Source organism: Oceanobacillus picturae (assembly GCF_000612865.1).
GTDB lineage: Bacteria > Bacillota > Bacilli > Bacillales > Amphibacillaceae > Oceanobacillus_B > Oceanobacillus_B jordanicus.
The window spans coordinates 1,323,274-1,346,118 of the sequence record NZ_CCAX010000001.1 but is presented as its reverse complement, the minus strand read 5'-3'; the positions used below and the strand labels follow the sequence as shown (position 1 = coordinate 1,346,118).

At 36.8% G+C, this 22,845-nt stretch carries 20 protein-coding genes and 3 pseudogenes; 15 read left to right on the top strand and 8 right to left on the bottom strand.

What is annotated here, in order from left to right:
- Positions 1-7: 7 nt before the first annotated feature.
- Positions 8-406: a (deoxy)nucleoside triphosphate pyrophosphohydrolase gene (locus BN988_RS06795; RefSeq protein WP_036574455.1), complete on the bottom strand. Its 399-nt coding sequence runs from the start codon at positions 404-406 to the stop codon at positions 8-10.
- Positions 407-632: 226 nt separating this feature from the next.
- A pseudogene (locus tag BN988_RS06790) lies at positions 633-955 on the bottom strand (MazG-like family protein).
- 195 nt (positions 956-1,150) lie between these two features.
- On the opposite strand from BN988_RS06790, the gene BN988_RS06785 reads away from it, so the two are divergent.
- From BN988_RS06785 to BN988_RS06755, 7 genes and pseudogenes are all read left to right on the top strand, one after another.
- Entirely contained in the window at positions 1,151-2,023 is an 873-nt protein-coding gene (locus tag BN988_RS06785; RefSeq protein WP_036574452.1) for a nuclease-related domain-containing protein, read from the top strand.
- Between the two features lie 199 nt (positions 2,024-2,222).
- Positions 2,223-2,927 (top strand): response regulator transcription factor, encoded by a 705-nt coding sequence (locus BN988_RS06780; protein WP_036574450.1) that lies wholly within the window; start codon positions 2,223-2,225, stop codon positions 2,925-2,927.
- Positions 2,924-3,925, top strand: coding sequence for a sensor histidine kinase (locus BN988_RS06775; RefSeq protein WP_036574448.1), 1,002 nt, complete (start codon positions 2,924-2,926; stop codon positions 3,923-3,925). Before BN988_RS06780 ends, BN988_RS06775 begins: the two co-directional genes overlap by 4 nt.
- A gap of 82 nt (positions 3,926-4,007) precedes the next feature.
- A complete protein-coding gene (locus BN988_RS06770) occupies positions 4,008-4,772 on the top strand; it encodes an ABC transporter ATP-binding protein (protein ID WP_036574446.1) in 765 nt (254 codons plus the stop codon).
- Positions 4,747-6,644 (top strand): annotated as a pseudogene (locus BN988_RS06765) (FtsX-like permease family protein). Before BN988_RS06770 ends, BN988_RS06765 begins: the two are co-directional and overlap by 26 nt.
- A 164-nt stretch (positions 6,645-6,808) precedes the next feature.
- On the top strand, positions 6,809-7,627 hold the full coding sequence (locus BN988_RS06760; RefSeq protein ID WP_036574445.1) for a TIM barrel protein: 819 nt from the start codon (positions 6,809-6,811) through the stop codon (positions 7,625-7,627).
- A 125-nt stretch (positions 7,628-7,752) separates the two neighbouring features.
- Positions 7,753-8,187, top strand: a complete 435-nt coding sequence (locus tag BN988_RS06755) for a regulatory YrvL family protein (protein WP_231495196.1) — start codon at positions 7,753-7,755, stop codon at positions 8,185-8,187.
- Positions 8,188-8,314: 127 nt separating this feature from the next.
- On the opposite strand, the gene BN988_RS06750 is transcribed toward BN988_RS06755, so the two are convergent.
- From BN988_RS06750 to BN988_RS18825, 4 genes and pseudogenes are all read right to left on the bottom strand, one after another.
- Entirely contained in the window at positions 8,315-8,911 is a 597-nt protein-coding gene (locus BN988_RS06750; RefSeq protein WP_036574443.1) for a class I SAM-dependent methyltransferase, read from the bottom strand.
- Positions 8,912-8,955: 44 nt separating this feature from the next.
- Positions 8,956-9,856: pseudogene (locus BN988_RS06745) on the bottom strand (NAD(P)/FAD-dependent oxidoreductase).
- 161 nt (positions 9,857-10,017) lie between these two features.
- Positions 10,018-10,419: an Rrf2 family transcriptional regulator gene (locus tag BN988_RS06740; RefSeq protein ID WP_036574439.1), complete on the bottom strand. Its 402-nt coding sequence runs from the start codon at positions 10,417-10,419 to the stop codon at positions 10,018-10,020.
- Between the two features lie 104 nt (positions 10,420-10,523).
- On the bottom strand, positions 10,524-10,691 hold the full coding sequence (locus BN988_RS18825; protein WP_155988270.1) for a hypothetical protein: 168 nt from the start codon (positions 10,689-10,691) through the stop codon (positions 10,524-10,526).
- Between the two features lie 393 nt (positions 10,692-11,084).
- Here BN988_RS18825 and BN988_RS18310 point away from each other — a divergent pair, with 393 nt between their 5' ends.
- From BN988_RS18310 to BN988_RS19270, 3 genes are all read left to right on the top strand, one after another.
- Positions 11,085-13,310, top strand: a complete 2,226-nt coding sequence (locus tag BN988_RS18310; protein WP_147629689.1) for an McrB family protein — start codon at positions 11,085-11,087, stop codon at positions 13,308-13,310.
- Positions 13,285-14,751: a DUF2357 domain-containing protein gene (locus BN988_RS06730; protein WP_036574437.1), complete on the top strand. Its 1,467-nt coding sequence runs from the start codon at positions 13,285-13,287 to the stop codon at positions 14,749-14,751. Before BN988_RS18310 ends, BN988_RS06730 begins: the two co-directional genes overlap by 26 nt.
- A 412-nt stretch (positions 14,752-15,163) precedes the next feature.
- A complete protein-coding gene (locus tag BN988_RS19270) occupies positions 15,164-16,378 on the top strand; it encodes a YecA family protein (protein WP_051557720.1) in 1,215 nt (404 codons plus the stop codon).
- A gap of 155 nt (positions 16,379-16,533) precedes the next feature.
- On the opposite strand, the gene BN988_RS06720 is transcribed toward BN988_RS19270, so the two are convergent.
- Positions 16,534-17,385, bottom strand: coding sequence for a DegV family protein (locus BN988_RS06720; RefSeq protein WP_036574434.1), 852 nt, complete (start codon positions 17,383-17,385; stop codon positions 16,534-16,536).
- A 194-nt stretch (positions 17,386-17,579) separates the two neighbouring features.
- Here BN988_RS06720 and BN988_RS06715 point away from each other — a divergent pair, with 194 nt between their 5' ends.
- The 5 genes from BN988_RS06715 (at position 17,580) to BN988_RS06695 (ending at position 21,795) form a co-directional block, all read left to right on the top strand.
- Positions 17,580-18,392, top strand: coding sequence for an alpha/beta fold hydrolase (locus BN988_RS06715; RefSeq protein ID WP_036574431.1), 813 nt, complete (start codon positions 17,580-17,582; stop codon positions 18,390-18,392).
- A 108-nt stretch (positions 18,393-18,500) separates the two neighbouring features.
- Positions 18,501-19,247 carry an SDR family NAD(P)-dependent oxidoreductase gene (locus BN988_RS06710; RefSeq protein WP_036574428.1) on the top strand — a complete coding sequence of 249 codons (747 nt, stop codon included), beginning with the start codon at positions 18,501-18,503 and terminating at the stop codon, positions 19,245-19,247.
- A gap of 129 nt (positions 19,248-19,376) precedes the next feature.
- Positions 19,377-20,027 carry an SDR family oxidoreductase gene (locus tag BN988_RS06705; protein ID WP_036574426.1) on the top strand — a complete coding sequence of 217 codons (651 nt, stop codon included), beginning with the start codon at positions 19,377-19,379 and terminating at the stop codon, positions 20,025-20,027.
- A 283-nt stretch (positions 20,028-20,310) separates the two neighbouring features.
- On the top strand, positions 20,311-20,955 hold the full coding sequence (locus BN988_RS06700; RefSeq protein ID WP_036574423.1) for a hypothetical protein: 645 nt from the start codon (positions 20,311-20,313) through the stop codon (positions 20,953-20,955).
- Positions 20,956-21,285: 330 nt separating this feature from the next.
- Positions 21,286-21,795, top strand: a complete 510-nt coding sequence (locus tag BN988_RS06695; RefSeq protein WP_036574420.1) for a YehS family protein — start codon at positions 21,286-21,288, stop codon at positions 21,793-21,795.
- A 446-nt stretch (positions 21,796-22,241) separates the two neighbouring features.
- Here BN988_RS06695 and BN988_RS06690 read toward each other — a convergent pair whose 3' ends face one another.
- Positions 22,242-22,817 (bottom strand): Maf family protein, encoded by a 576-nt coding sequence (locus BN988_RS06690; protein ID WP_036574417.1) that lies wholly within the window; start codon positions 22,815-22,817, stop codon positions 22,242-22,244.
- Positions 22,818-22,845: the final 28 nt, after the last annotated feature.

Below are 22,845 nucleotides of genomic sequence, written 5' to 3'. Positions count from 1 at the left end.
TCGCGAGCTAGACTTTTTCATTTATTAATTCTTTGACAGCGGGAATATCAGCGGGAGCCCATTTCAGAGAATTTAAGTTCTCTCTTTTTAACCATATGAGTGTAGAATGTTCACTTGCTAGAGGTTCTCCTTTTATGACCTTTGCTTTAATCGCGATAAGATTAATAATGAAAGACTCATATTCGTGAGTGTTTTCATTTAGTAATCCCTTCGTTTCGATGTTACAACCCAATTCTTCTTCAATTTCTCTTTCCACAGCAGTATAAATATCTTCATTTATCTCTACTTTACCGCCCGGGAATTCCCACATGTTTGGAATAGACATATCAGGTGAGCGAAGAGCACAAAGAATTTCGTTTTGATCATTTTCAATTATAGCTGCAACTACTTTTACTGTCTTCTTCATTATATCCCTCTTTCAATTCTAGCTAGTTAAATAATAACATTTTTCTTAGTCATAGAGTACTGTACAGTAACTGGGACTTATTTATACCCCTTCCGTTTAAAATAGAACTGGAGTTTATATTCACAATTTTGCCTGGTATTATGTGACATTTAAATAATCAGCACCAGTCAGGATTTAAAAGTCAGGTCCTTGGTCAAGGGCATCTTGAACAGAATCGAAAATAACATCATCCCTCAACCTCAATTAGAAAGATTTTGCCAGTAAAGCCTCCTCTTTTGGCAGCTTTTTCTTTCCGTACTTTTTCTATTTCATCAAAGGACGCGCCATGAACACCAGCGAGTGCATGCATTAACTCTAAAACATCTGCAAGTTCTTCTAGAGCATCGGTATCTGTAGTCATTTCTTGATATTCGGTTATCTCTTCGTTTAGCTTTGTTTTCAGCTCTTCTATGTAACGATCATTTGATAAGATTTCTGTTTTGGAGTCTTTTCCTTTTTTTGGATGATCTCTGGTATTTTATCTCGGACTAGTTTGTTATAGGTTGGCATGGTAATTCCTCCTTGTAGTGTCTATTTACTTAATATTCTATTGAAAAAAATAAAGGGGAGCAACAGCAGTCGCCTTTTATAAATTAATGTTCATATTTACCTTGGAAAAGACGATAAAAGGAAATGACTAGATTAATATTGTTACCAGGGGCATCCCACATAAGTAGAGTATCTAAAAGATAAAGGAGTAATTGCATGCTGTTTAACTTATTTAAGGGAAAAGATAAAGTAGAGAAGAAAAAGAAAAGCACCGTTAATGAGAAGAAACATGATGATAAGAGAAGACAGAGTAATGAGAGTGATAGAAAGAGAAACAATAATCAAAGAGTAGCCACGCGCAAAGGGGAGATTGGCGAACACAAAATAGATATCCAACTTTCCCAGCTTCCAAAAGAATATAAATACTTAAATGACATCATGATTGAAAATCCAAAGTCCATATCTGGTTATTCTCAGATTGATCATCTCGTTATTACGCCGTATGGCATATTCGTAATTGAAACGAAGAACTATCAAGGAACTATTTATGGTGGGAAGAATAGAAAAACATGGCTAGTAAACGGTAAATTTAAGATGTTAAGTCCTATCGTACAGAATTACGGGCATATAGAGGCATTAAAGAAGTATGTTGATGAGCAATATCACAATAAGTTTTTTTCTATTGTCTCTTTTACGAAGCGTTGTACGTTGAAAATTGATTCTGAACTAAGAGATATTCATTCTGATGAGCTGGTAATATATGATCTTTACCTATCTGAGTCCATCCAAAGAAAAGTGTCTATTAATAAATTGAAATTTAAAGAAGCTTTATTAACCGAACAAGACCAATCAGCAGTTTACAAAGAATTTACTGAGGCAAACATTACAGATCCGAAGATTAGAGAAATGCACACAACTCGAATTAATGAAAAGAAAAATACAGAAAGAACAAAAACTCAAAAAAGTGACTCGAAATGTGAGGTATGTCGGAAAGCCGTTTCCAATAAGGTAGCGACATACTGCTTATCGAATAAGAAGTTTAATGGGAAAATATATTGTTATGAACATCAAAAAACAAGTGTTAAATAGTCTTTCTTATATTCACTCCTTGCCACATCTTTAACAGGTGCAGACGAATTGGATTTTTTTCAGAAAAAACGTAACGGGTTAGCTTCCAACAAGCTCTCCCGTTATTTTTATTGTCTTCATTTCCCTCATCATGGTATTTCCCGGAATTGTTATGTAAAATTGAACATGAATGAAATATGGTGCTAGGAGACATATATATATGAAAAAAATAATGATTGTGGAAGATGATATGAAAATTGCAGAGTACTTATCTTCTTATATAAAAAAATACGAATATGATGTGACAGTTGCCACCAACTTTACAGATATCATGGGAACATTTCGAGAAGTGCAGCCTGATCTTTTGTTACTGGATATCAATCTTCCTAGTTATGATGGGTATTATTGGTGCAGGCAAATCCGAAAAGAGTCCATTTGTCCGGTCATCTTTATTTCTGCACGGACAGGAGAGATGGACCAAGTCATGGCAATTGAAAATGGCGGGGATGACTTTATTACAAAGCCGTTCCATCCTGACATAGTAATGGCTAAAATTAGAAGTCAGTTAAGGCGTGCTTACGGTGAATATGCGGTTAAAAACGAGGAAAGAGTGTTGACCCAAGCGGGATTAAGTTTATATCCTGAACGGTTAGAATTACGCTATAAAAATGAAGTAGCGCAACTAACTAAAAAAGAAACAGATATTACAGAGAGTCTACTTGATCGTTATCCTCGAATTGCTGGTAGACAGGATCTGTTAGCAAAACTATGGGATGACGAGGCCTTTGTAGATGAAAATACACTGAATGTGAACATTACGCGTGTTCGAAAAAAGTTTCAAGAAATCGGGATAGAAGACGCGGTGGAAACCGTTAGAGGAGCGGGGTATCGTCTACGCGTTACATGGGGAGAGGAGAATGCATGAAGCTATTTCTTCGCGAAAACTTACTACTTATCGTTACGCAGCTCAGCCAATGTGTCATGATTTCCGTATTATTTTGGCTAGACGGCTATCGAGGGAAGGGCGTCATTATCTATGCAATTCTCCTTTCAATTGTGTTATTAACAGCCTTTCTTATTTACCGTTATATTAGTAGAAAAAACTTTTACCAAAGGTTACAAGATCCAATGGCGAAGCTGGATGAGTCCCTTGAAATTACGGAACAAACTCCCATTTCAGAAGCCTTGGATCAATTACTACTCGCGCAATTTCGGTTATACCAAGAAGAACTTCAACAGGCAGAAGAATCACAGAATGAGCACCTTCTGTTCATGGATCGCTGGGTACACCAAATGAAGACCCCGCTTTCAGTTATTGAATTAACGGCACGTACACTGGATGAGCCGGAATCCTCAAGTATACGGGAAGAAACAGAGCGAATGCGAAACGGTCTGAACACGGTTCTTTATATGGCCAGACTTCGTACGATTACAGAGGATTTCCAGGTGAAGCCGGTTACCCTATCCAAGCTAATTCGTGAAGTAAATCAAGAAAATAAACTGTTTTATATTCGTCATGAGGTGTTCCCACAACTAAAAGAAGAGAAACCTGGCATTACCGTGGAATCTGATGAGAAGTGGCTTTTCTTTTTATTAACCCAGCTCATACATAATGCGGTGAAATATTCTACAGGCAAAGCAAATCACATTGTTCTAAACATTTTCGAACACGAAGGAAATGCGGTTCTCGAAATAAAAGACTTTGGAATTGGCATTCCTGATGTGGATCAGAGGCGAGTTTTTAATAAGTTTTATACAGGAGAAAATGGCCGGAATTACCGAGAATCCACAGGAATGGGACTTTACTTAGTAAAAGAGGTTGCGGAGAGGTTGGAGCATCGTATTGAAATGGAATCAACAGCTGAAAAAGGGACCACCATCCGAATCATTTTCTCTGAAACACAAAACCTTACATCGGTGTAATACTCATGAAAGCATAATCGATAGTTTAAAGTACAACACGTAGACTATACTTTTGTTAGAAGCTCGAAAAAGGAGAATGATTATGCTGATACTTTCAAAAGTGAGTAAGATATATGAAGGCAAGGTTGCTTATCGTGCCCTAACGGATATCAACTTAGAAATTGAAAAGGGTGAATTTGTTTCTATTATGGGGCCATCAGGGAGCGGGAAAACAACCCTTCTTAATATTATTTCCACAAACGATATGCCAACAACGGGAGAAGTAGAAATAGAAGGGGAAAACCCACACAAGCTAAAGAAAAATGCCCTGGCAAAATTCCGCCGTAATGAGTTGGGTTTTATTTTTCAGGATTTTAACCTGCTGCATACATTAACGGTGGAAGAAAATATTGTGTTGCCACTTACATTAGATGGTACCCTGGTTAAAGAAATGAAAGAGAAGGCTCGTGACATTGCGGAGAGTCTTGGTATTTCAGCAATCATGAAGAAGCGCACGTATGAAATATCTGGTGGTCAGGCGCAAAGAGTAGCCATTGCAAGAGCCATGATTCATAAGCCTAAATTACTGTTAGCCGATGAACCTACTGGGAACCTAGATTCAAAAGCATCTAAAGATGTCATGAACATGCTTGAAGAGATTAATGAGAAAGAAAAAACAAGTCTGTTAATGGTAACACATGACCCACAGGCAGCTAGCTATTCAGATCGGGTTATTTTTATCCGGGATGGGAAGCTCCATTCTGAAATCCATCGTGGGGAGAACAGACAAGCATTTTTCCAGAAGATCATTGACATGCTTTCCTTGATGGGAGGGGACGGCAATGACTTTTCGTCAGTTCGCGTTTAATAACGTCTTACGAAACAAACGACTGTATATTGCCTACTTCCTTAGTAGCATGTTTACAGTGATGGTCTTTTTCACCTTTGCTATCTTTGCATTTCATCCAGCGTTTTCCAATGGTTCGGTCAATCAAAACGCGCTATTAGGAATGGCTGCTGCAGGTGGAATTATCTATGTGTTTTCTTTCTTTTTTGTTTTATATTCGATGAGTTCCTTTCTACAGTCGAGGAAAAAAGAGTTTGGCCTCTTAATCATGTTAGGGGCGACCAATAAGCAAATACGGCTCATGGTGTTCTTAGAAAACATCTTAATAGGATTTTTTGCAACAGTTGGCGGGACCCTGGCAGGTCTATTATTCGCTAAAGCTATCCTCCTCGTTGCTGAAAATGTCTTAATCATAAGTGAGTCACTTCCGTTCTATTTTCCAACACTTGCAGTCGTCGTAACGTTTGGAAGCTTTATGCTGCTGTTTTTCTTCATATCTGTTTTTGTATCGTTTATTCTTCGGACAAATAAATTAACAGACTTAGTGAAGGGGGATAAGCAGTCCAAAGGGGAGCCAAAAGCATCGGTTTTCTTATCTGTTGTTGCAGCATTGCTCCTCCTCATCGGATATGGGACGGCTGTTATGGTAGAGGGTATACTTGTTGTTTATGCAATGATTCCAGTTATTCTCGTAGTAACACTTGGTACGTATCTCCTATTCACGCAACTAAGTGTGTTTTTCATCCGCCGGTTTAAAAACAACACATCGATCTTTTGGCGGAAAACCAATATGCTGTTATTCTCGGATTTATCGTTTCGGATGAAGGATAATGCTAGAACGTTTTTCATGGTAGCCATTATTTCTACAGTTGCGTTTAGTGCAATTGGTACATTATATGGTTTTCAATCCTACCTAACTAAAGGGGTAAAGGAGATGAATCCCTTTACCTTCACGTATAGTCCGTGGCTGGATGATAGTAAGGAAATTATTGAGAATGATATTAAGAAAATTAATGCCATATTGGAAGAAGAAAATGTTGAGGCAAAAATGGAAGATATGGAATTGACTTATTATGAAATGCCTGAACAGGATCGTCAAGTACTTATAGCCAAGGCTTCTGATTATAATCGTTTTGCCACTTTAATAGATGAAGAACCGCTCAATCCAGAGAAAAATGAAGCGATTGTAGTGGAGCAGAGTGATGTCATGCTAGCAGAGGGAACCAAAGCCAGTGAAATCTTAATGGCATCTAACATTCCATTAGAAGGCGGGGAAGAAATTAAACCAAGCCAAGTAATCAAATCTGCTGTATTAGGTGAACTAAACGGCTATTATGTGGTTAATGACGAGATCTACAGTCAGCTTGGCACAGTTGTTAGAAGTGATCATAGTGCTGCTTGGAGAAGGCAGAGGACGGGCAAACGGAGCAAATAATTGAAGCAGGAAGTAAATTAGATGAACAATTAGATCACAAAGCGTTTTCAGTGGATTATAGCCTTTTTGAAATTAATAAAGCGTTTGGGCCCATCTTATTTATTGGCTTGTTTATTGGGATTGTATTCTTCGTTTCTGCCGGAAGCTTTCTGTACTTCCGTTTATTTACGGATTTGGATGAAGAGAAACGCAAGTTCCGATCCATTGCAAAAATTGGTTTAACGGAAACGGAGTTAAAAAAGGTAGTAAACAGACAAATTGCTCTCTTATTTTTCTCGCCAATTGTAGTGGCATTAGTTCACGGCATTGTGGCACTTACTGCTTTATCTCATTTGTTTGATTACAATCTTACAGTTGAATCTTCGCTCGTGCTAGGAAGTTTCGCTGTTATACAGATTGTTTACTTCTTAATTGTACGCTTCTTCTATGTGAAGCAAGTGAAGAGAATGGTGTTTTAGGCTGATTTTAGAGTTCAATATATATGTCTTTATCTAAAGGGAGCGTTAATCGAAAGAGGATTAACGCTCTTTCTGTTGAATTTAATAAGTAGAGGAAAGGAAAATCGGGGATAAGTATGTGTGTATGGTCAAAGTACGAATATGGGAAGAGGGTGAATTGAAATATGCATCGTATTGCTCTTTCTGGAAGTGTCATAATGTCAGATCCTGAAAAGCTCCCTTTATTATTTAGTAAGAAAGATATAAGTCATATAGAAATTGGTGAGTTTCCAAACGAGGAGTCATTTAACGATTTTTTAGAATTGGTTAGGAAGAAAAATGTAACCTTTGGTTTACACTCTCCTTTGTATAGAAATCAAAGTAAAAATGATTTATTGCAAAAAATACAGTACGAACCAGAGCAGGCTTGGCAACAGCTTGAAGTGGAAGTTAACTATATGTCCCAGTTAGGGGCTGAGTATATTCTAGTGCACTTTCCTTATTTTAAAGAAGAACAAGATATCGATACTTCAGCAATCATTGAAGATGGGATTAAACGGTTAGTTTTACTACAAGAAAAATATTCTACACCCATTGTTTGCGAGCCAAAACTCGGTCTTAATAAATCTACATTTGGAATTAGAGCGCTTGATAATTTTCCAATTGAAATTTGGGACAAATATGGCATAAAACTTTGTATAGATATAGGGGATTATTTATTAGCAACTGGCGACAAAGCGATGGATTATATTGAAAAGTGGAAGAGCCATATTAAAGTAGTCCATTTACATAATGTAGAGTTTCATAACAATAAATATATTTGGGTACCTGTTCACCCTTCACATGAAAAAGACAATACCCATTTTAATGTAGAGAATTTAATTAATAAGCTCTCAAGAAGTTCAAACGTGTTTTTTGTTTTTGAACATACTCCACATTCAAATCCCACAGAAGCATTCGTGAACGAGGGAATTAGTTGGGTAAAAGAAATAATAGAAAGCTAAATTCCTCTTTATTTTTAATTAGGTTTTCTGACGTTTGTCTTTAAGTGAAGGGGATTATCGGAAAATGAAACATTAACAATCCAAGGCAAATAGTAGTACGGAACTTTGTATTTAAGAAGGCAGAGGTGAGTCCATTTCGTGATATGAATTGGAAAGAAAAAATGGCATCAATTGTTGGAATATCAATCTTTATTATTTTTTTGGTTGGTTTTGTAGTTGGTATTTACTTTTTTGGAATCGCGGGGGTCTTCAATCTACTTGGTGTGGAGTACGATACGGTTTGGTCACTGTTATTATTTGTTATCAGTTTCTATTTTCTTGGGATTATTGTTGAAATTTTTTCTAAAGCTATTTTCAAGCTGACAACGCTATACATAAAAGGGAAATCTAAAGTAATGGTTATTCGAGTTTGTATAGAATTCACATCCAATTGGTTAGTCCTTTATACAGTGGATGAGTTCATGAGTAGCATTACACTTTCAATTAAAACAGAGATTATCGTTGCAGTGTTGATTGCATTATTAGAAATTGTTTTTGAAGATGCCGCGGATAAGGAATGAGTTGCTTATAATCCAAAAAAGTGTTGGCTACTCTTGGAAGAGAGATTAACTATACTCCTATCTGATATTACAGTACAAAAACGACCTTTTCCGTATAGTAAATAGAAAAAGTCGTTTTTATACTCTATTATTTCATGCTACTTGATACAAACATGGAAGCATCTTGATTCATAAAAATCCGTGTTCCATGATGGAAGGTATTAATTTGAGTTGATTTAAAGCCAACTTCGTTTAAGTGATTTTTCAGTTCTTCGTGAGTAAAACCGTTGTGTACTTTTGGATGACTTATTTTTTCGGTTTTGTCAAAATCGACAATAATAAGCTTGCCGCCACTATTTAAAACCTGAAACAGCTGTTGTAAGATTTTCTTCGTATCCGGTATATGAAGGAGGACAAGAGATATTAGTATGACGTCTGCCTTAAGTGCAGGAGTTTCTTTAGTGAAGTCTGAGTAAACTGCTTTCGCATTGTTAATACCCCTGTTGTTAATTTTCGCTTGCGCAACGTCCGTCATTTGTTTAGATGAGTCTACCAGTACGATAGAATCCACTAAATCGATCAATTCTAAACTAACGAGACCAGTACCGCTACCATAGTCCAGAAGAGACTTTGATTTACTGTTTGGTAATTCTGATTTCACTTCTTTCACAATTACGTTTGCTAATTCTATTCTTTCTTCTGAATCATATCTCTTTGCTAGCTGTTCAAAAACATTTTGTTCCACATTACTTCCTCCTATTCTTTCTTGATTAAAGTCTATCTCATAAGCTAAAAATCTTCTTTTGTTAAATCCATATTTACAGCAGCTGCTGTTCGACTACCATCTGCTGCAGCAAAGATTAATTGAGATGGATTCACATAGGAGGCATCCCCGGCAATATATAAATCTTTTATCGAAGTACGACCAAAATCATCGGTTTTTAATGTGCCTGATTGCTCCTTTTCACAGCCTAGGTTTTCAACGAGTTGTATATTAGGCACCATTTCTGACATGACAAAGCCAGCCCTTCGCTTTATTTCTGTTCCATTTTTGAAGCGAACCTTTTCAAGCTGGCCACTTTGTCCAAGAAAAGAGGAAACAGCTTGTTCCATTATCTTAATTCCTTTTGCTTCCAATTTCTCCTTTTGTTCCTCATCCAGTAGAGCATGACCATTTGTACAAACAACTAAGTCCTTACTCCAATTGTAGATTGTTTTTGCATAATGAAATACGTGAGGTGATTCAGATACGATAACTAACGGCTGATCACGATGCTCCCAGCCATCGCAATAGGGGCATACGAATAAACTTTTTACCGTAAAAGGAATAGAATCCTTCAATTTTAGGAAAGATTTCGCTTACCCCTGTAGCCAAGATGACTTTTCTTGCTTTATAAACAAAGCCAGAAGAATCTTGAACTTTAAATCCAGCGTCCACTTTTTCAACAGAAGATACCTCTGCTTGTAAATGGTCAATGGTAGGGTATCGTAATAATTCATTTGCTGCTATTGTACGAAATTCGGTTGGTGTTACACCGTCTCTTGTAATAAACCCATGTGAAGCGTGCGTTACTGCATTTCTCGGTTTGTTACCATCAATTAAAGCCACGCTGCGCCTTGCTCTTCCTAGTACTAATGCAGCATTCAACCCAGCTGGCCCTCCACCAATTATGAAGCAATCATATCTCATTTATGCCATCTCCCTTGAAAGATATTAAAGACTGTTTATATCTATAATTTGAATAAAAAAACATCCTTTACTATATAAGACACCACCTCCCCGAAAGATATTAAAGACTCTTAATATCTGTAATTTGCTTAAAAAATATGTTTACCATAACGGAAATGAAGTTATGATAAACGCTGTTCTTTTTTAACCAAATCAATTAATTTTGTTTTTCTCAAGTGCTCATTCATCTTTTCCTCTGCATTTTTAATTTCTGCTTGGATTAGGCAGCCGTCACTGTGGTGAAAGTCACATTCAAATAAGGAAGCTGTTCCCTCTATTGCATGAATAATGTCTAAGAAATTAATCTCATCTCTATTCCTGGATAATTTATATCCTCCCTGTGCACCTGAGATCGAATCAATCAAGCGTGCTTTGACAAGCTTTGTTAATATCTTGGAAAGGTATGTGGGAGAAACATCTTGAGATTCAGCTAATTGCTGAACACCAATCGGTTTATCCGTTTCTGCTTTAACTAGGAATAGCATTGTATGCAAAGCATAGTTTGTAGCCTTTGAAAATTTCATAATAAAATTGTACTCCTTTAATCGTAGACTTACAATGTCTATAATATCCGCGAACGGGTGTTAAGTCAACCATGTAGTTTCGGATTTGTAGATGAACCTTTTATTTAATTATTGTATAAAAAATCAGCAATAAAAAAATAGACTACTGTACATATTATTAGACCCATGACAATAACGGATAGAATTAATAGGAAGTTTCCGAGTAGCTTAACACCTTTTTGTTCCTTCAATTCTGTAAACTTAAGAAATGTATCTTTTACTTTTTCGACCATTTGGAGCTGCCCCTTTTTGGAAAAGTCTATTACTATTGTAGCATATTATATGTATATTCTGTCGATTTTGTTGGGAATATTGTTCTTCTGTAGACAGTTATAATACAATAGTACTGTACTATCAAACTTAGGTCTAAACTTGAATATTCCAGTGAGGAAAATCTTTTATACAAAGATGGTTGGGGAAGAAAGAGTTTCTAGTTTATTAGTAAGTTAGTAAGCACGAGATAGATACTGTATTTTATTAATACTATTATTAACTTCATTTTAACGTGTTGGAATGGTTAATGGTTCCAAATGGAAATAAAAGTACCTTGAGGTTTTAGAAAAGATTAGTGAACTTAAGAGAATTTGATCTGTTATTATTTTAAAATAAATTAGAGGGTGGTAAACGTGTTGCATTTGGATTATTTTCAATCTCTTTTTAATGAAGAAAACACAGAAACACGTTGTAGAAAAGTACTAGACGAAGTCGCTCCAATTGTTAAACCACTTTTCGAGCGCTTTGTACAAAACATTGGTGTTACGCTTGGTGAAGAATATTCTATTCGTTCCTATGATACAACATTAACAACGACTTATCATGATGCACGAAACCCAAGATATGCTGATCAGAAAAAAGATTCTTATATTGGCCGTAAGTATTATATCGGGCTTTATAGGAAGGTAAACGATAAAGATAGAAACGTATTCATGCTTGAGTTTAACGGTATTGACAGGAGTATTCTCATACATACGGAAATAAACTACATACCTTTTTGGGCATGGGTGAAAAATAATAAGATTCAAGAAGTATTAAATTCTATTCCTGACCATTATCAAATTCTTACTGGCTGGAAAGAAAAAGAGCGTATATCTAAAGGGGAAATGATTCCCTTTATAAAAAGTTGTATCAAACCAAGAAAAAGACCTTGGTTTCAAATTGGTACCAACTTGCAATTAAAAGGAGAACTGGAAGAAGAAAAACTAATTCATAAATTAGCAGGAGTGTGGAATGATTTAAAAGAATTTCGGCTTTTTTATGGTGAGGAAATTAATATTTCTAATAGGGCTTTTGATGTACTAAAACAGATTGCTACTACAAATGTAGTACGTGAAACGAGTTTATTGAGGCGTAATTATACAATAGAGCTTTCTTCATTAGAAGATTATAAAGCAGGGAAGAGACAAACGGTACATTTATATGATGCCGATCAATTGATTACAAAGGGATTTCTATCTTATTTAGACCATCACGAGAAAAATTCGCCCTTTCAAACTATTATTGTGCAACTAGAAGGGCATAATCACATTTTTACTAGCTCAAGAGAAATTATTGGTGATGGAAAGAGAGCTTGGTGGATTACAAAAGTTTTTGCTACACATAATTTGGATAATCATAAAGTAATGACTAACGCTATGAATCTATTAAGAGACCATGATTTTCAAGTTAAAGGTACGGAATATTTTGTAGGTACATTTAACAATGATACACAATTATTTGAAGAGGGTGCGGATGTAGTTAAGAAAAGATTTATTGATGCTGCATTATTATTTGCTCATGCCAGTGAAAGGCTTGAATTACCTGAAGGGAATAAAGAAGTAAAAGCAGATTCTGAACCATATATTGAGGAAAGTGAAGAATATCTTGAACCGAATTTCCGATTTGAAGAAATTTTTACTTTAATAACAAGTAGTGCTTTTACGTTCTCTATGGAAACAATACGTGATTTACATTTGAATTTATCAAGCCTTGATGACAAACATTTTGTTCTATTAACAGGGATATCTGGTACAGGTAAAACGCAGCTTTGCCGTTTATACGCAAACGCTGTTTATGGCTTAGAATATGAAAATGAAAATCCTTACTTAACAATTATTCCTGTTCGTCCTGATTGGACAGATGCTAGTTCATTGTTCGGTTATTATAGTACATTTGAAAAAAGGTATGTAAAAACCGAATTTCTTAATGTTGTGTTAAATGCTTTAAAGGAAAGAGAAAAACCACATTTTATACTTTTGGATGAAATGAATCTTGCCAGAGTTGAGTATTATTTAAGTGACTACCTGAGTGCGGTTGAATCTAGAAAAGAAATTCCACTTCACCAGGATGAGAATATAAAAGATATTCCAGAAAAAATCATAATACCACCTAATGTTTATTTGCTTGGAACCCTTAATGTTGATGAAACCACTCATTCAATTTCTGATAAAGTATTGGATCGAGCATTCGTAATGAGTTTGTCAGAGGTTGACTTTGATACTTATTGGAAACAAGCAGATAAAGAAGTTAGAAATACTTTATATACTGAATTTAACTTATTAAAGGAATTACATCACTTACTTATCCAATTTGATCTGCACTTCGGTTATCGTACTCTGGAGGAGATGTTAAAAAAACTGTATGCCAATATCCAGTTATCAGATGAGTACCAGATGAACGCTTTAGAAGCATTAGATCGTGTGATTTCCGAAAAAGTATTACCTAAAATACGTGGAGATGAACGAATCTCTGAAATGTTGAAGGAAATTAAACAATGGCTGATTAAAAATATTGAGCAAAGTAATATTTCTTTAAAGCATGTGAATCGAATGCAGGAGGAATTAGATTACTATGGAGCAACTCAATTCTGGAGATAAGTTGGAAGTATGGGATCAAGAGGAGGGATGGGCCCCTTTCCATAAGATTTATCTAACCGAAGCAACAGATTACAAGTTACGTTACAAAGGAAATAGGCCCAACATACAAATTCAAGGAATACTCATCCCGTTTTATTTTGATCAAGAATACTATGTTTGTACATGGACAACCCCGTTTCAGAGTGGTCTATTAACTCTAATTGTTGGTGAGGAAGCTTTTGAGATCTATGTATATCCCGATAAAAGGAAAGTATCTCAGGAACAGTATAATATAATGCTGAAGGAGATAATGGAGGAAGCTGCAGTTTGCTTCCAATATAGTGGACTAGAGATGCATGTTGACTCCACTGGTAAAAGTAGAGATATTTCTTGGCCTCAATGGAGTTATATCGAGCAGAACTTTTCTCGTTTAAAACAACTTTTTGCTCGAGTTGTACAACAGCCAGTTAGGCTGTTGAAAAAATCGTCTATTATGCTGAAGAGGGAGCACGTACAACGTGACGCCAAGGAAGCTTTACGTTGGTTAGACAAAAAAGGGTATGGTAAGAACATCCCGCCCCATGTGCAAAGTGTTAAGACTATGGAGAGTGTTGACACTTATGAAAATCAAGTATTAAAACAACAATTAATTGACCTTCAACGTTTAATAAAAAGGTATGAAGAAATAGAACACCATGATATTTCCATAAAGGCAAAGCAATACAGAGCAGTTATTCAACGTTGGTTGAACACACCTTTCTTAACTAGCGTAACAAAAAATAATGGGTCTTATTTAGTTACACAACGCTTTCGAAAACATCCTGTTTATCGTGGTTGGTACTACTGGTTTAACAAATTATATAGCCATCTATATGAGGGAATTGGCTTTTCTTACCCAATTCCTCTAAAAGACACTTTTCAGTTGTATGAAATATGGTGTTACATGAATGTATTGAAAGTATTTAGAGAAATGGGATATCTCCAAAACACAAAAGAATTGTTCAATTTAACTAATAATGGTCTGGTGTTAGACTTAGCAGAGAATAAAGAAAGCCACATCTCGCTTAAAGATGGGTTATCTCTGTATTATCAGCGCAACTATCAATACAACTCAGCTGATTTCTATACGTATACCCAGCGGATGATCCCAGATATCGTTATTGAAGGGAAAACAGGTATTGTTGTATTAGATCCAAAATATCGTGTTTCCACAAATCTTGGCACTGCTTTAGGTGAGATGCACAAATACCGAGATGGCATTCTAGAGCGTAAAACAGATGAGAAATCTGTTCGAGAAGTATATATCTTAACGCCAACCAAAAAAGAGGAAGTAGATTCGTTGAGATATTTTGCTGAAAACTTCCACCAAACATATGGAGTAGGTGCTGTAAAACTATCACCAGGGGCTGGGATGGAAATACTAAAGAAAAAATTACTGAAGTGTATCGATTTATTGAAATAAGCTTTTAAAGTCCAAACTTTATAAATTAATAAAGCTAATAGAAAAGATTAGCAAAGAATTAGTGATAGAGTTACTCTTTTCTCCAATTGACACGCTATATAAATAAAATTACACTAATAGTAAGAAGAATGTATCGCATAGCACGAACTGCATGATATCACTATTACAGTTCCATAAAGAGCGGATGGCCATCTAGTAGGAAATAAACATTAGGGAGTAATCGCTTTAGTTAAGAGGCGGTTACTTCTTTATGTTTTAAAAAGAGAAAGAAAGAAGAAAGCAAAGCCTGGGCTGTGATGAAATATAATAGACTTACAAAAGGTAGATAATGTTTTTAAGATAGAACGATAAATTGCATGGCTGGTGCGGTTCAGCGTATTTTTGCATCATGCATGGGAAGGAGAGTTTTTAAGTGAGTGATAAAACAAATCAGGAGTTGGAAGATACATTGAGAAACGCTTTAAGCGGATTAACAGAGACGCAAAAAGATTTGGCAGTAAAGGAATATAAGAAATATTGGAGTGAACTAGAGATACCCTTTTCACTAAAAGAGGGGCTCAGCAGATATAAGAAAAATGAGTTAGATAATATAAGAAGACATTTACAGTTAAAAGGAATTAGTAACTTAAGAAAAGAAGAGCTTATTTCCTTTTATCAAGAAAAAATACCAGAATTACTTGAATCGATTTGCCTGCGTTTTGATGAAGAGCGGTTTGGTCTACTAGTTAAGATCGCGCGTAAAGGCGGTTCTATTCCAGCTCCAGATTTAGAAATAGAACAAATTATCTACCTGCGAGCAACTGGTTTAGTGTACTCAGGGATATATCAAGGGGAAAAGATATTATCATTACCAGAAGAGCTGGTGGCCCCAATTTTGAAGCTGAATGATAATTTACAAGTAAGGTCTATAGTCAAAAGAAATACCGATTGGATTAAGCTGACAAGGGGCCTTTTATATTATTATGGAACATTGAGTGTCACACAATTAGAAAAAATGCTAGAAACCTATACGAAAGAGCAACTCGACCTTAAGGATTATTTTGAAGTCATTTATGAAGCTAATGTGTACCAAGAGGAAATGTATAGTGATCGGGAAGGGTTCTCTCATTGGAGAGTGATTAATCCAAAAAAAGTGAAACTGGAACATAAACAGAGAAATAATTTGCAATTCTTCCCCTATACGAAAGAACAATTACTCCGTGCTGGTGAACCTGATTATTTAGAAAGAAACCAAAGTTATATGCATTTGGTCCAGTACCTAACCCGAAATTATGAAATGGATAAAGAGGAAGCTGACGAAATTGTAGAAGAGTGTGTATATGCAACGCTAATTGGCGATGAGCTAGGGGAGGTTATAGATTATTTGAGTAAGGTAATAGAACTTGAAAGCATGGAGAGCGTCCAACAGTTAACAGATTATGTTGTAAACTTAATGAATAACACGAAACAGTGGTTCTTAAAAGGCTTTTCGCCAATAGAGATAAGAGAAAAAAGTGAATCTGAACTACATCCCTTGGTGAAAGCTAAAAAGAATTCGCCAATACCCACAGAAAATAAGAAAGTTGGCAGAAATGAACCATGCCCATGTGGAAGTGGAAAAAAGTATAAGAAATGCTGTGGGAGGTAGAGGGTACTTCCCATCCGCATAAAGAGCGGTTGAACATAAATAGTTATTTAAAAAGAAGTAATCGCACTGGTTGAAGGGGCGGTTACTTCTTTTTGTTTAGAACTATTTAAACTACTATCATCAATAAATCCACATGTATTTTGTAATAATGCCCTCTATACTTCTATCCCGGCAATTCCAAACCCACCAGGGCCAGAATGGGTGGATATCATTGCACCAGCTTGCATCCAAGTTATATTTTTGAATCCATGTTCGGTTGCGATTTCATCCACTCTATTTTTAATATCTTCTGCAAGACCGATAGAGTAAATTAAATATAATTGCTCTTTGTTAATATCGTATTGATTGAAGTATTCTCTGATGAATTTTTCTGAAACACTGCTCATTTTTCCACGATATTTTTTATTGGACACAAGGTGGCCATCAATTAGTTCAATTCTGGGCTTTAATTTTAGCAATGCGCCTCCGAGATAAGCCACATTACTTACGCGTCCGCCGGCTCGTAAAAAGTCTAAGCTGCCAGGTACGAAAGCAAGCTTGGATTTCGGTATGATGGCTTCAATTTTTTCTACAAATGATGTTGGCTCTATTCCTGGCTCTTTTTCTAACAGTTGGGCAGCGAACATAACGATGGCGGTTAGCCCACCTGTGACATTTAAAGCGTCATTGAGGATGAGATTATCAAATTCTTCTGAGGCTATCACTGCATGTTGGAAAGAGGAAGAGGCTTTGGATGTATAGCCGATATGGACAATCATGCAATCAGGATGGTCTTTATTTATCTTTGAAAAGAATTCTTCATATTCATGTGCATTTGTGGATGTTGTGGAAGGTATTTTTTTGGTACGATCATAATAATTATATATGTCTTGTACAGGTAAAGAACCATCTAGATAGTCCTTCCCATCCATGATGACGTGCATTGGGACAACTTGAATATTGTGGGCTGCAGCTAAATCTGCTGGTAAATCGGCTCCGCTTTCTGTCGATAAGATAATTTTTCTCATTGAATATCCTCCAAAGTCATCATTTTTTCTTGATTATTCTAACTATACAAGAAAAAAGGGCTAGAATACATTGATATTGTAATTAAAGGAGATTATTCTAAATTTATCCCGTTGCACCCCCAATTAAAATACTTTATGAAAAAGCGTTAGTAGTCTTGTTACATATAATTATTTAAAAATAAGGGAGGCGTCCTATGCCATATTGTAGTGTAACGAAAGCATCAATCTATTATGAGATGATTGGAGATGGTATCCCCATAATCATGATACATGGTTTTGGTGTTGATCACCGACTTATGAAAGGATGTATGGAACCAATCTTTCTGGAGAGATCTGGGTTCAAAAGGATCTATTTTGATCTACCTGGTATGGGGAAGACAAAGGAATACCATCAAGTAGAAAATGCAGATGATATGTTGGAGACTGTCTTAGATTTTATCCAAAAGATTATTCCTAATCAGCCGTACCTACTTATGGGAGAATCGTATGGTGGATACCTAGCCCGTGGCATTGTAGATGTCCAGCGAGAGCTTGTAGATGGGCTATGCTTGCTTTGTCCCGTCATTATTCCTGAAAAAGGAGAAAGGACTTTACCCGCTCATACTATTCTATATGAGGATGATGGATTACTATCGAAATTGACTCCGTGCGAAAAAGAAGCCTTTCGCTCAGAGAACGTTGTGTTGAATAAAAAGAATTGGGTTCGTTATCGGGATGAAGTTTATGCTGGAATCATTTGTGCTGATAACGACTTTCTTGCAAAAATTGAACAGCATTATGGATTATCCACAAAGCTAAATGAAGATAGTTTTGAAAAGGCAAGTACGTTTATTTTAGGTAAGCAAGATGCAGTGGTCGGATATAAAGATGCTTTTCAAATTCTAGATCGTTATCAGAAGGCATCTTATAATGTACTGGAACAAGCAGGACATTATGTACAAATTGAACAAGCAGATCTATTTCAGAAATTAGTAAATGAATGGCTGAACAGGGCGATAATGGAGTGACAAAGAAACCCTCGTGTTTCTTTCAAATCTTATAAGGGAAGAATATAAAAGTGAGCATAATAAGATGCATGGGTATAACTTTTCCTATAATAAGAGGAGGAAGATAATATGACAGATTTAACAAATAAAGTTGCAATTGTTACAGGTGGAGCATCTGGTATTGGTTTAGCAACTGTTGGAGCTTTTCTAGCAAAGGGTGCGAAGGTTGTTATTGCTGATTTCAATGAAGAAGGTGGACTAGCTGCTGAAAAGGAATTAAAACAAACATATTCAGACAATGTGTATTTTGTAAAAGTAGATTCTGGAAATGAAGAGTCTGTTGAAAGCATGGTGGCTAAAACGGTAGAACATTTTAGCAGAGTAGATATCATTGTAAATAACGCTGGTATTGGTATCCAGAAACCAACTCATGAGGTAACGGAAGAAGAATACAAACGAGTTATTTCAGTTAACCAGGATGGGGTTTTCTATGGAGCGAAATACGCAATACGCGAAATGATAAAAACAGGTGGCGGTGTCGTTCTAAGCACTTCCTCTATTTTAGGCTCGGTTGGAGAACCGACTTCAATGGCATATGCCGCGTCCAAAGGTGCTGTAAATCAAATAACAAAATCCCTAGCGCTGGAGTATGCTGATCAGAACATCCGTGTAAATGCGGTGGCACCAGGGTTTATCGAATCAGGCCTTGTAAATAAAGAATCCTTGGGTGATTTTTATGATGGTCTTGTGGATAAACATCCAATTGGAAGACTAGGAAACCCAGAAGAAGTTGCACATGCTTTCGTATTTTTAGCTGAAAATGATTTTGTTACAGGAACCACCATTCTCGTAGATGGCGGTTATACTGCTAAATAACTTAAGAACAGAATCCTTTATTGGGTTCTGTTTTTTCATTGTACGGTCAAACAGCATAATTGATTTACAGAAAGGGAAAAGGGCACAATAGAGGTAATATAACTCATAATCTTAGAAAGGGTGTAGGCATTGAAAACATTAGTAGTTGGGGCAAATGGCCAAATTGGTAAGCATCTTGTCACGTTTATTCAAGATAATGATCAACTTGAAGCAAAAGCAATGATCCGTAAGAAGGAGCAAGCAACTTATTTTGTAGAACGAAATGCAGAAACAGCAATAGTTGACTTGGAGGAAGATATTGATTCGATTGCAAAAGCTGCTGAGGATGTAGATGCAGTTGTATTTACCGCCGGATCTGGACCGAAAACAGGGAAAGACAAAACCATTATGGTTGATTTGGATGGTGCAGTCAAAACAATAGAAGCTGCCAAGAAGGCCGGTGTGAAGCGATTTATCATGATTAGTTCCTTTGATACAAGACGGGAAGCCATCCAGGAAGCACCTTCTTCCTTTGCTCCATATGTTGCAGCAAAGCATTATGCGGATGAATGGTTGCGTGCAACCGATTTGGATTACACCATTATCCATCCTGGTGGACTAACGAATGAAGAAGGAACTGGAAAAATTGACGCAGGAGTGGATGTGGCTCGTGGGCAAATCTCCAGAGAAGATGTAGCCAAAGTCATTGAAGCATGCCTAGAAGATAAGAATACGATTGGAAAAGAGTTTCAAATTGTGAATGGTAGTCAGCCGATAAAAGAAGCAATTCAAGAGCTGTAGGATGACGCTAGCAAGCTAGAGTTTTAGGGGAATCCTTCCATTTTAGCTCACTGATTCGCACTTCATTATATATGGCTTATAAAGGATTAAAAGTCCCCTGGTAAGGAGAGAAAACATTTCTTACAGGGGGTTTTTTATTTTTATTAAGGTGGTTTGCTATATTAAATATAGTGATTTTTTTAGTGAAATAATAATATCGCAAAATTTACCTGTTAATTCATGGAGATATTTTTGGATATCCGTTCATACTAAAGGGGAATCCAATAAAAAGGTGGGAATCTCTATGCACTTGGAATGGTTTGATAGGGTATGTGAGGAATTGCAAGAAAGCCTTAATTCAATATGCGAAAAGTACGATGAGAATGGAAGAATGTCCATTGAGCGTGGAGCAAAGCATCCTCGTTTAGACTTTTTCACTTACAGTGGGGAAGAGGACATTGATTACTTCTGTACATTATTCTTCGATCCATATAATGAAGAGTTCTATATTCAAACGATAGACCCGGAATATGGATTGACTAGTAAAGTAGTGCTTGAAGATATAGACGATATCATGGATGCTGTTCATGAGAGCTTCCACGAGTACATTGAAGCGGATTTTATTGAAACAGAAGACTCAGGTTATATTATGGACGATGAAGAAGAAACGGATGAAATATACTTTGAGGAAATTGATGTGGAATGGGAAACTCCTGAGGTCACGGCGTACTATGACGAGGATGAGGTAGAGATTTCCTACCAGTTTGGAGTTGTAGGAGAAACTGGAGATGGAGTACTTAAGCGAACAAACCGTATCTGGACAAAAGACGACGATTTGATTAAAGATGAATCTCATTTTATTTTTAGCAAGGATGAAGCTAGCACCATTATCGCTATGATCGCCAGCCATATGGACTCCCTCGCACCATTAGAAGAAGGAGAAGTTTAAGATTAGCTTGTAAGCTTAGGGAGGACCCTTGTGTTGGCTCCTCCCTTTCATATGTATTTTGGAGAGTCGCGTCAGAAGAGAGAAAGTCGCGTCGCCCCAAGGCGAGGTCGCGTCAGAAAGAGGCAAAGTCGCGTCGCATCAGGGAGGAGTCGCGTCAGAAAGAATGAAAGTCGCGTCGCCCCAAGGCAAAGCTGCGTCCCTTTAAAAGATTCACGTGGCAGTTTCATATTCCCCTTTATCAGTCATAAGTCCAATCATCCAGCCATACTGTAAAACCTTTCCGTTACGTGGTAAACTAGTTATTTAACCCGACTATTAGGAGGAATGGCGATGGATATGAACAATAATGATATCCTTGTTCGTTTAAGATATGCACTTGATATAAAAGATGAGGATATGGTTAAGATTTTCCAATTAGGAGATGTGGAAGTTACAAAAGAAGACGTACAGGAATTGCTCAACAGGTTAAACGATAGCTTAAGTGATGATGAAAATGAGTATGAGCTTCCATGTGATAATACAATGCTGGAGTCTTTTTTTAATGGTCTTATTGTACATAAAAGAGGGAAACAAGAACCTAAGCCTGGCCAGCCTGAACGACCGCCTATGATGATAAAAAACAGTGGCAGTGTTAATAATGTTATGCTTAAAAAGTTAAAGATAGCGTTGCAGCTAACAACTGAGGATATGTTAGCAATTTGGGATGAAGTAGGAGTTAATGTCTCTAAAGGAGAGTTAAGTGCATTGCTTCGAAAAGAAGGCCACAGCAATTACAGAAGATGTGGCGATAGGTATGCAAGGAACTTTTTAAAAGGACTGGGCATGCGATATAGGGGATAAGCTTATAAATGGATTCATTCTATAAGAGGATGTTCAAAAAGTCCGGTAAAAATGACACATCTGCACTGATGACCTTCGACTAAATTCCGACTCGTCCTGTGTCGAACGTCGAAGTCACCACATCCTGTGGAAGCTCGTTGGCTTGCTTTTCCGTTCCTCACGTATTAAAAGATTTGACTGAACTTCTGTTAAAATCGTCCACGTCCTGTGGACAACACAGAAGTCAACACATCCTATGTGAGCCCGGTACTCAGAGCTACGCCGCCTCGAACTTCGACGCACAGGACGTGTTAGTGTCGGCGTTGCAACAAATCTTTTCGGTGGGGCGAGTTAGCGCAGCCCCAGGACGTTGCGATCTTAGCCGACCTCGGTCCTTTATATCCTCCTTTTTGAACACGCACTATAAGCTTATCTCCATTGGGGGCTTGTCCTAAGGCGGCCCTTTTTTAATACGGAAAAATGGAAAACTGCCTTAATTCTCGTACTACCTTCGAAATAGGTAGCCCGACAATTGTTGCATAGTCACCATTAATTCTTTTGACAAACGCTGCTCCTAGGCTCTGTATCCCGTAAGCGCCAGCTTTATCGTAGGGATCAGGCGTTGACACATACCAATCTATTTCCTCCTCTGACAATGGCCAAAATTCTACTTCTGATCGTTCCACAAAAACAAGCTCCTGTTCTGAAGAACGTATCTTTACACCAGTATAGACCTCATGCGTTTCCCCACTTAAGTCTGAAATCATTTGAATAGCAGTTTCTTTGTTCTTTGGTTTTTCAAAGATTTGTTGCTTATAGGAAACAACTGTATCTGCTGTTAAGATCACTTCTTTTTCATCTAATAAAGGAATAGCTTGGCTTTTTCGTATTGCTAGTTGTTCTACCTTCTCCACCGGATTATTTGTTCTAATTTGTGATTCATCAATATCTGGTGTACGAACAGAGAAGGGGAGGTGTACTTGTTTTAGCAATTCCTGTCTTCTAGGTGAAGAAGAACCGAGAATAAGTTTGGCAGTTGACATATTAATACCTCCTACTACGTTTTCGTTT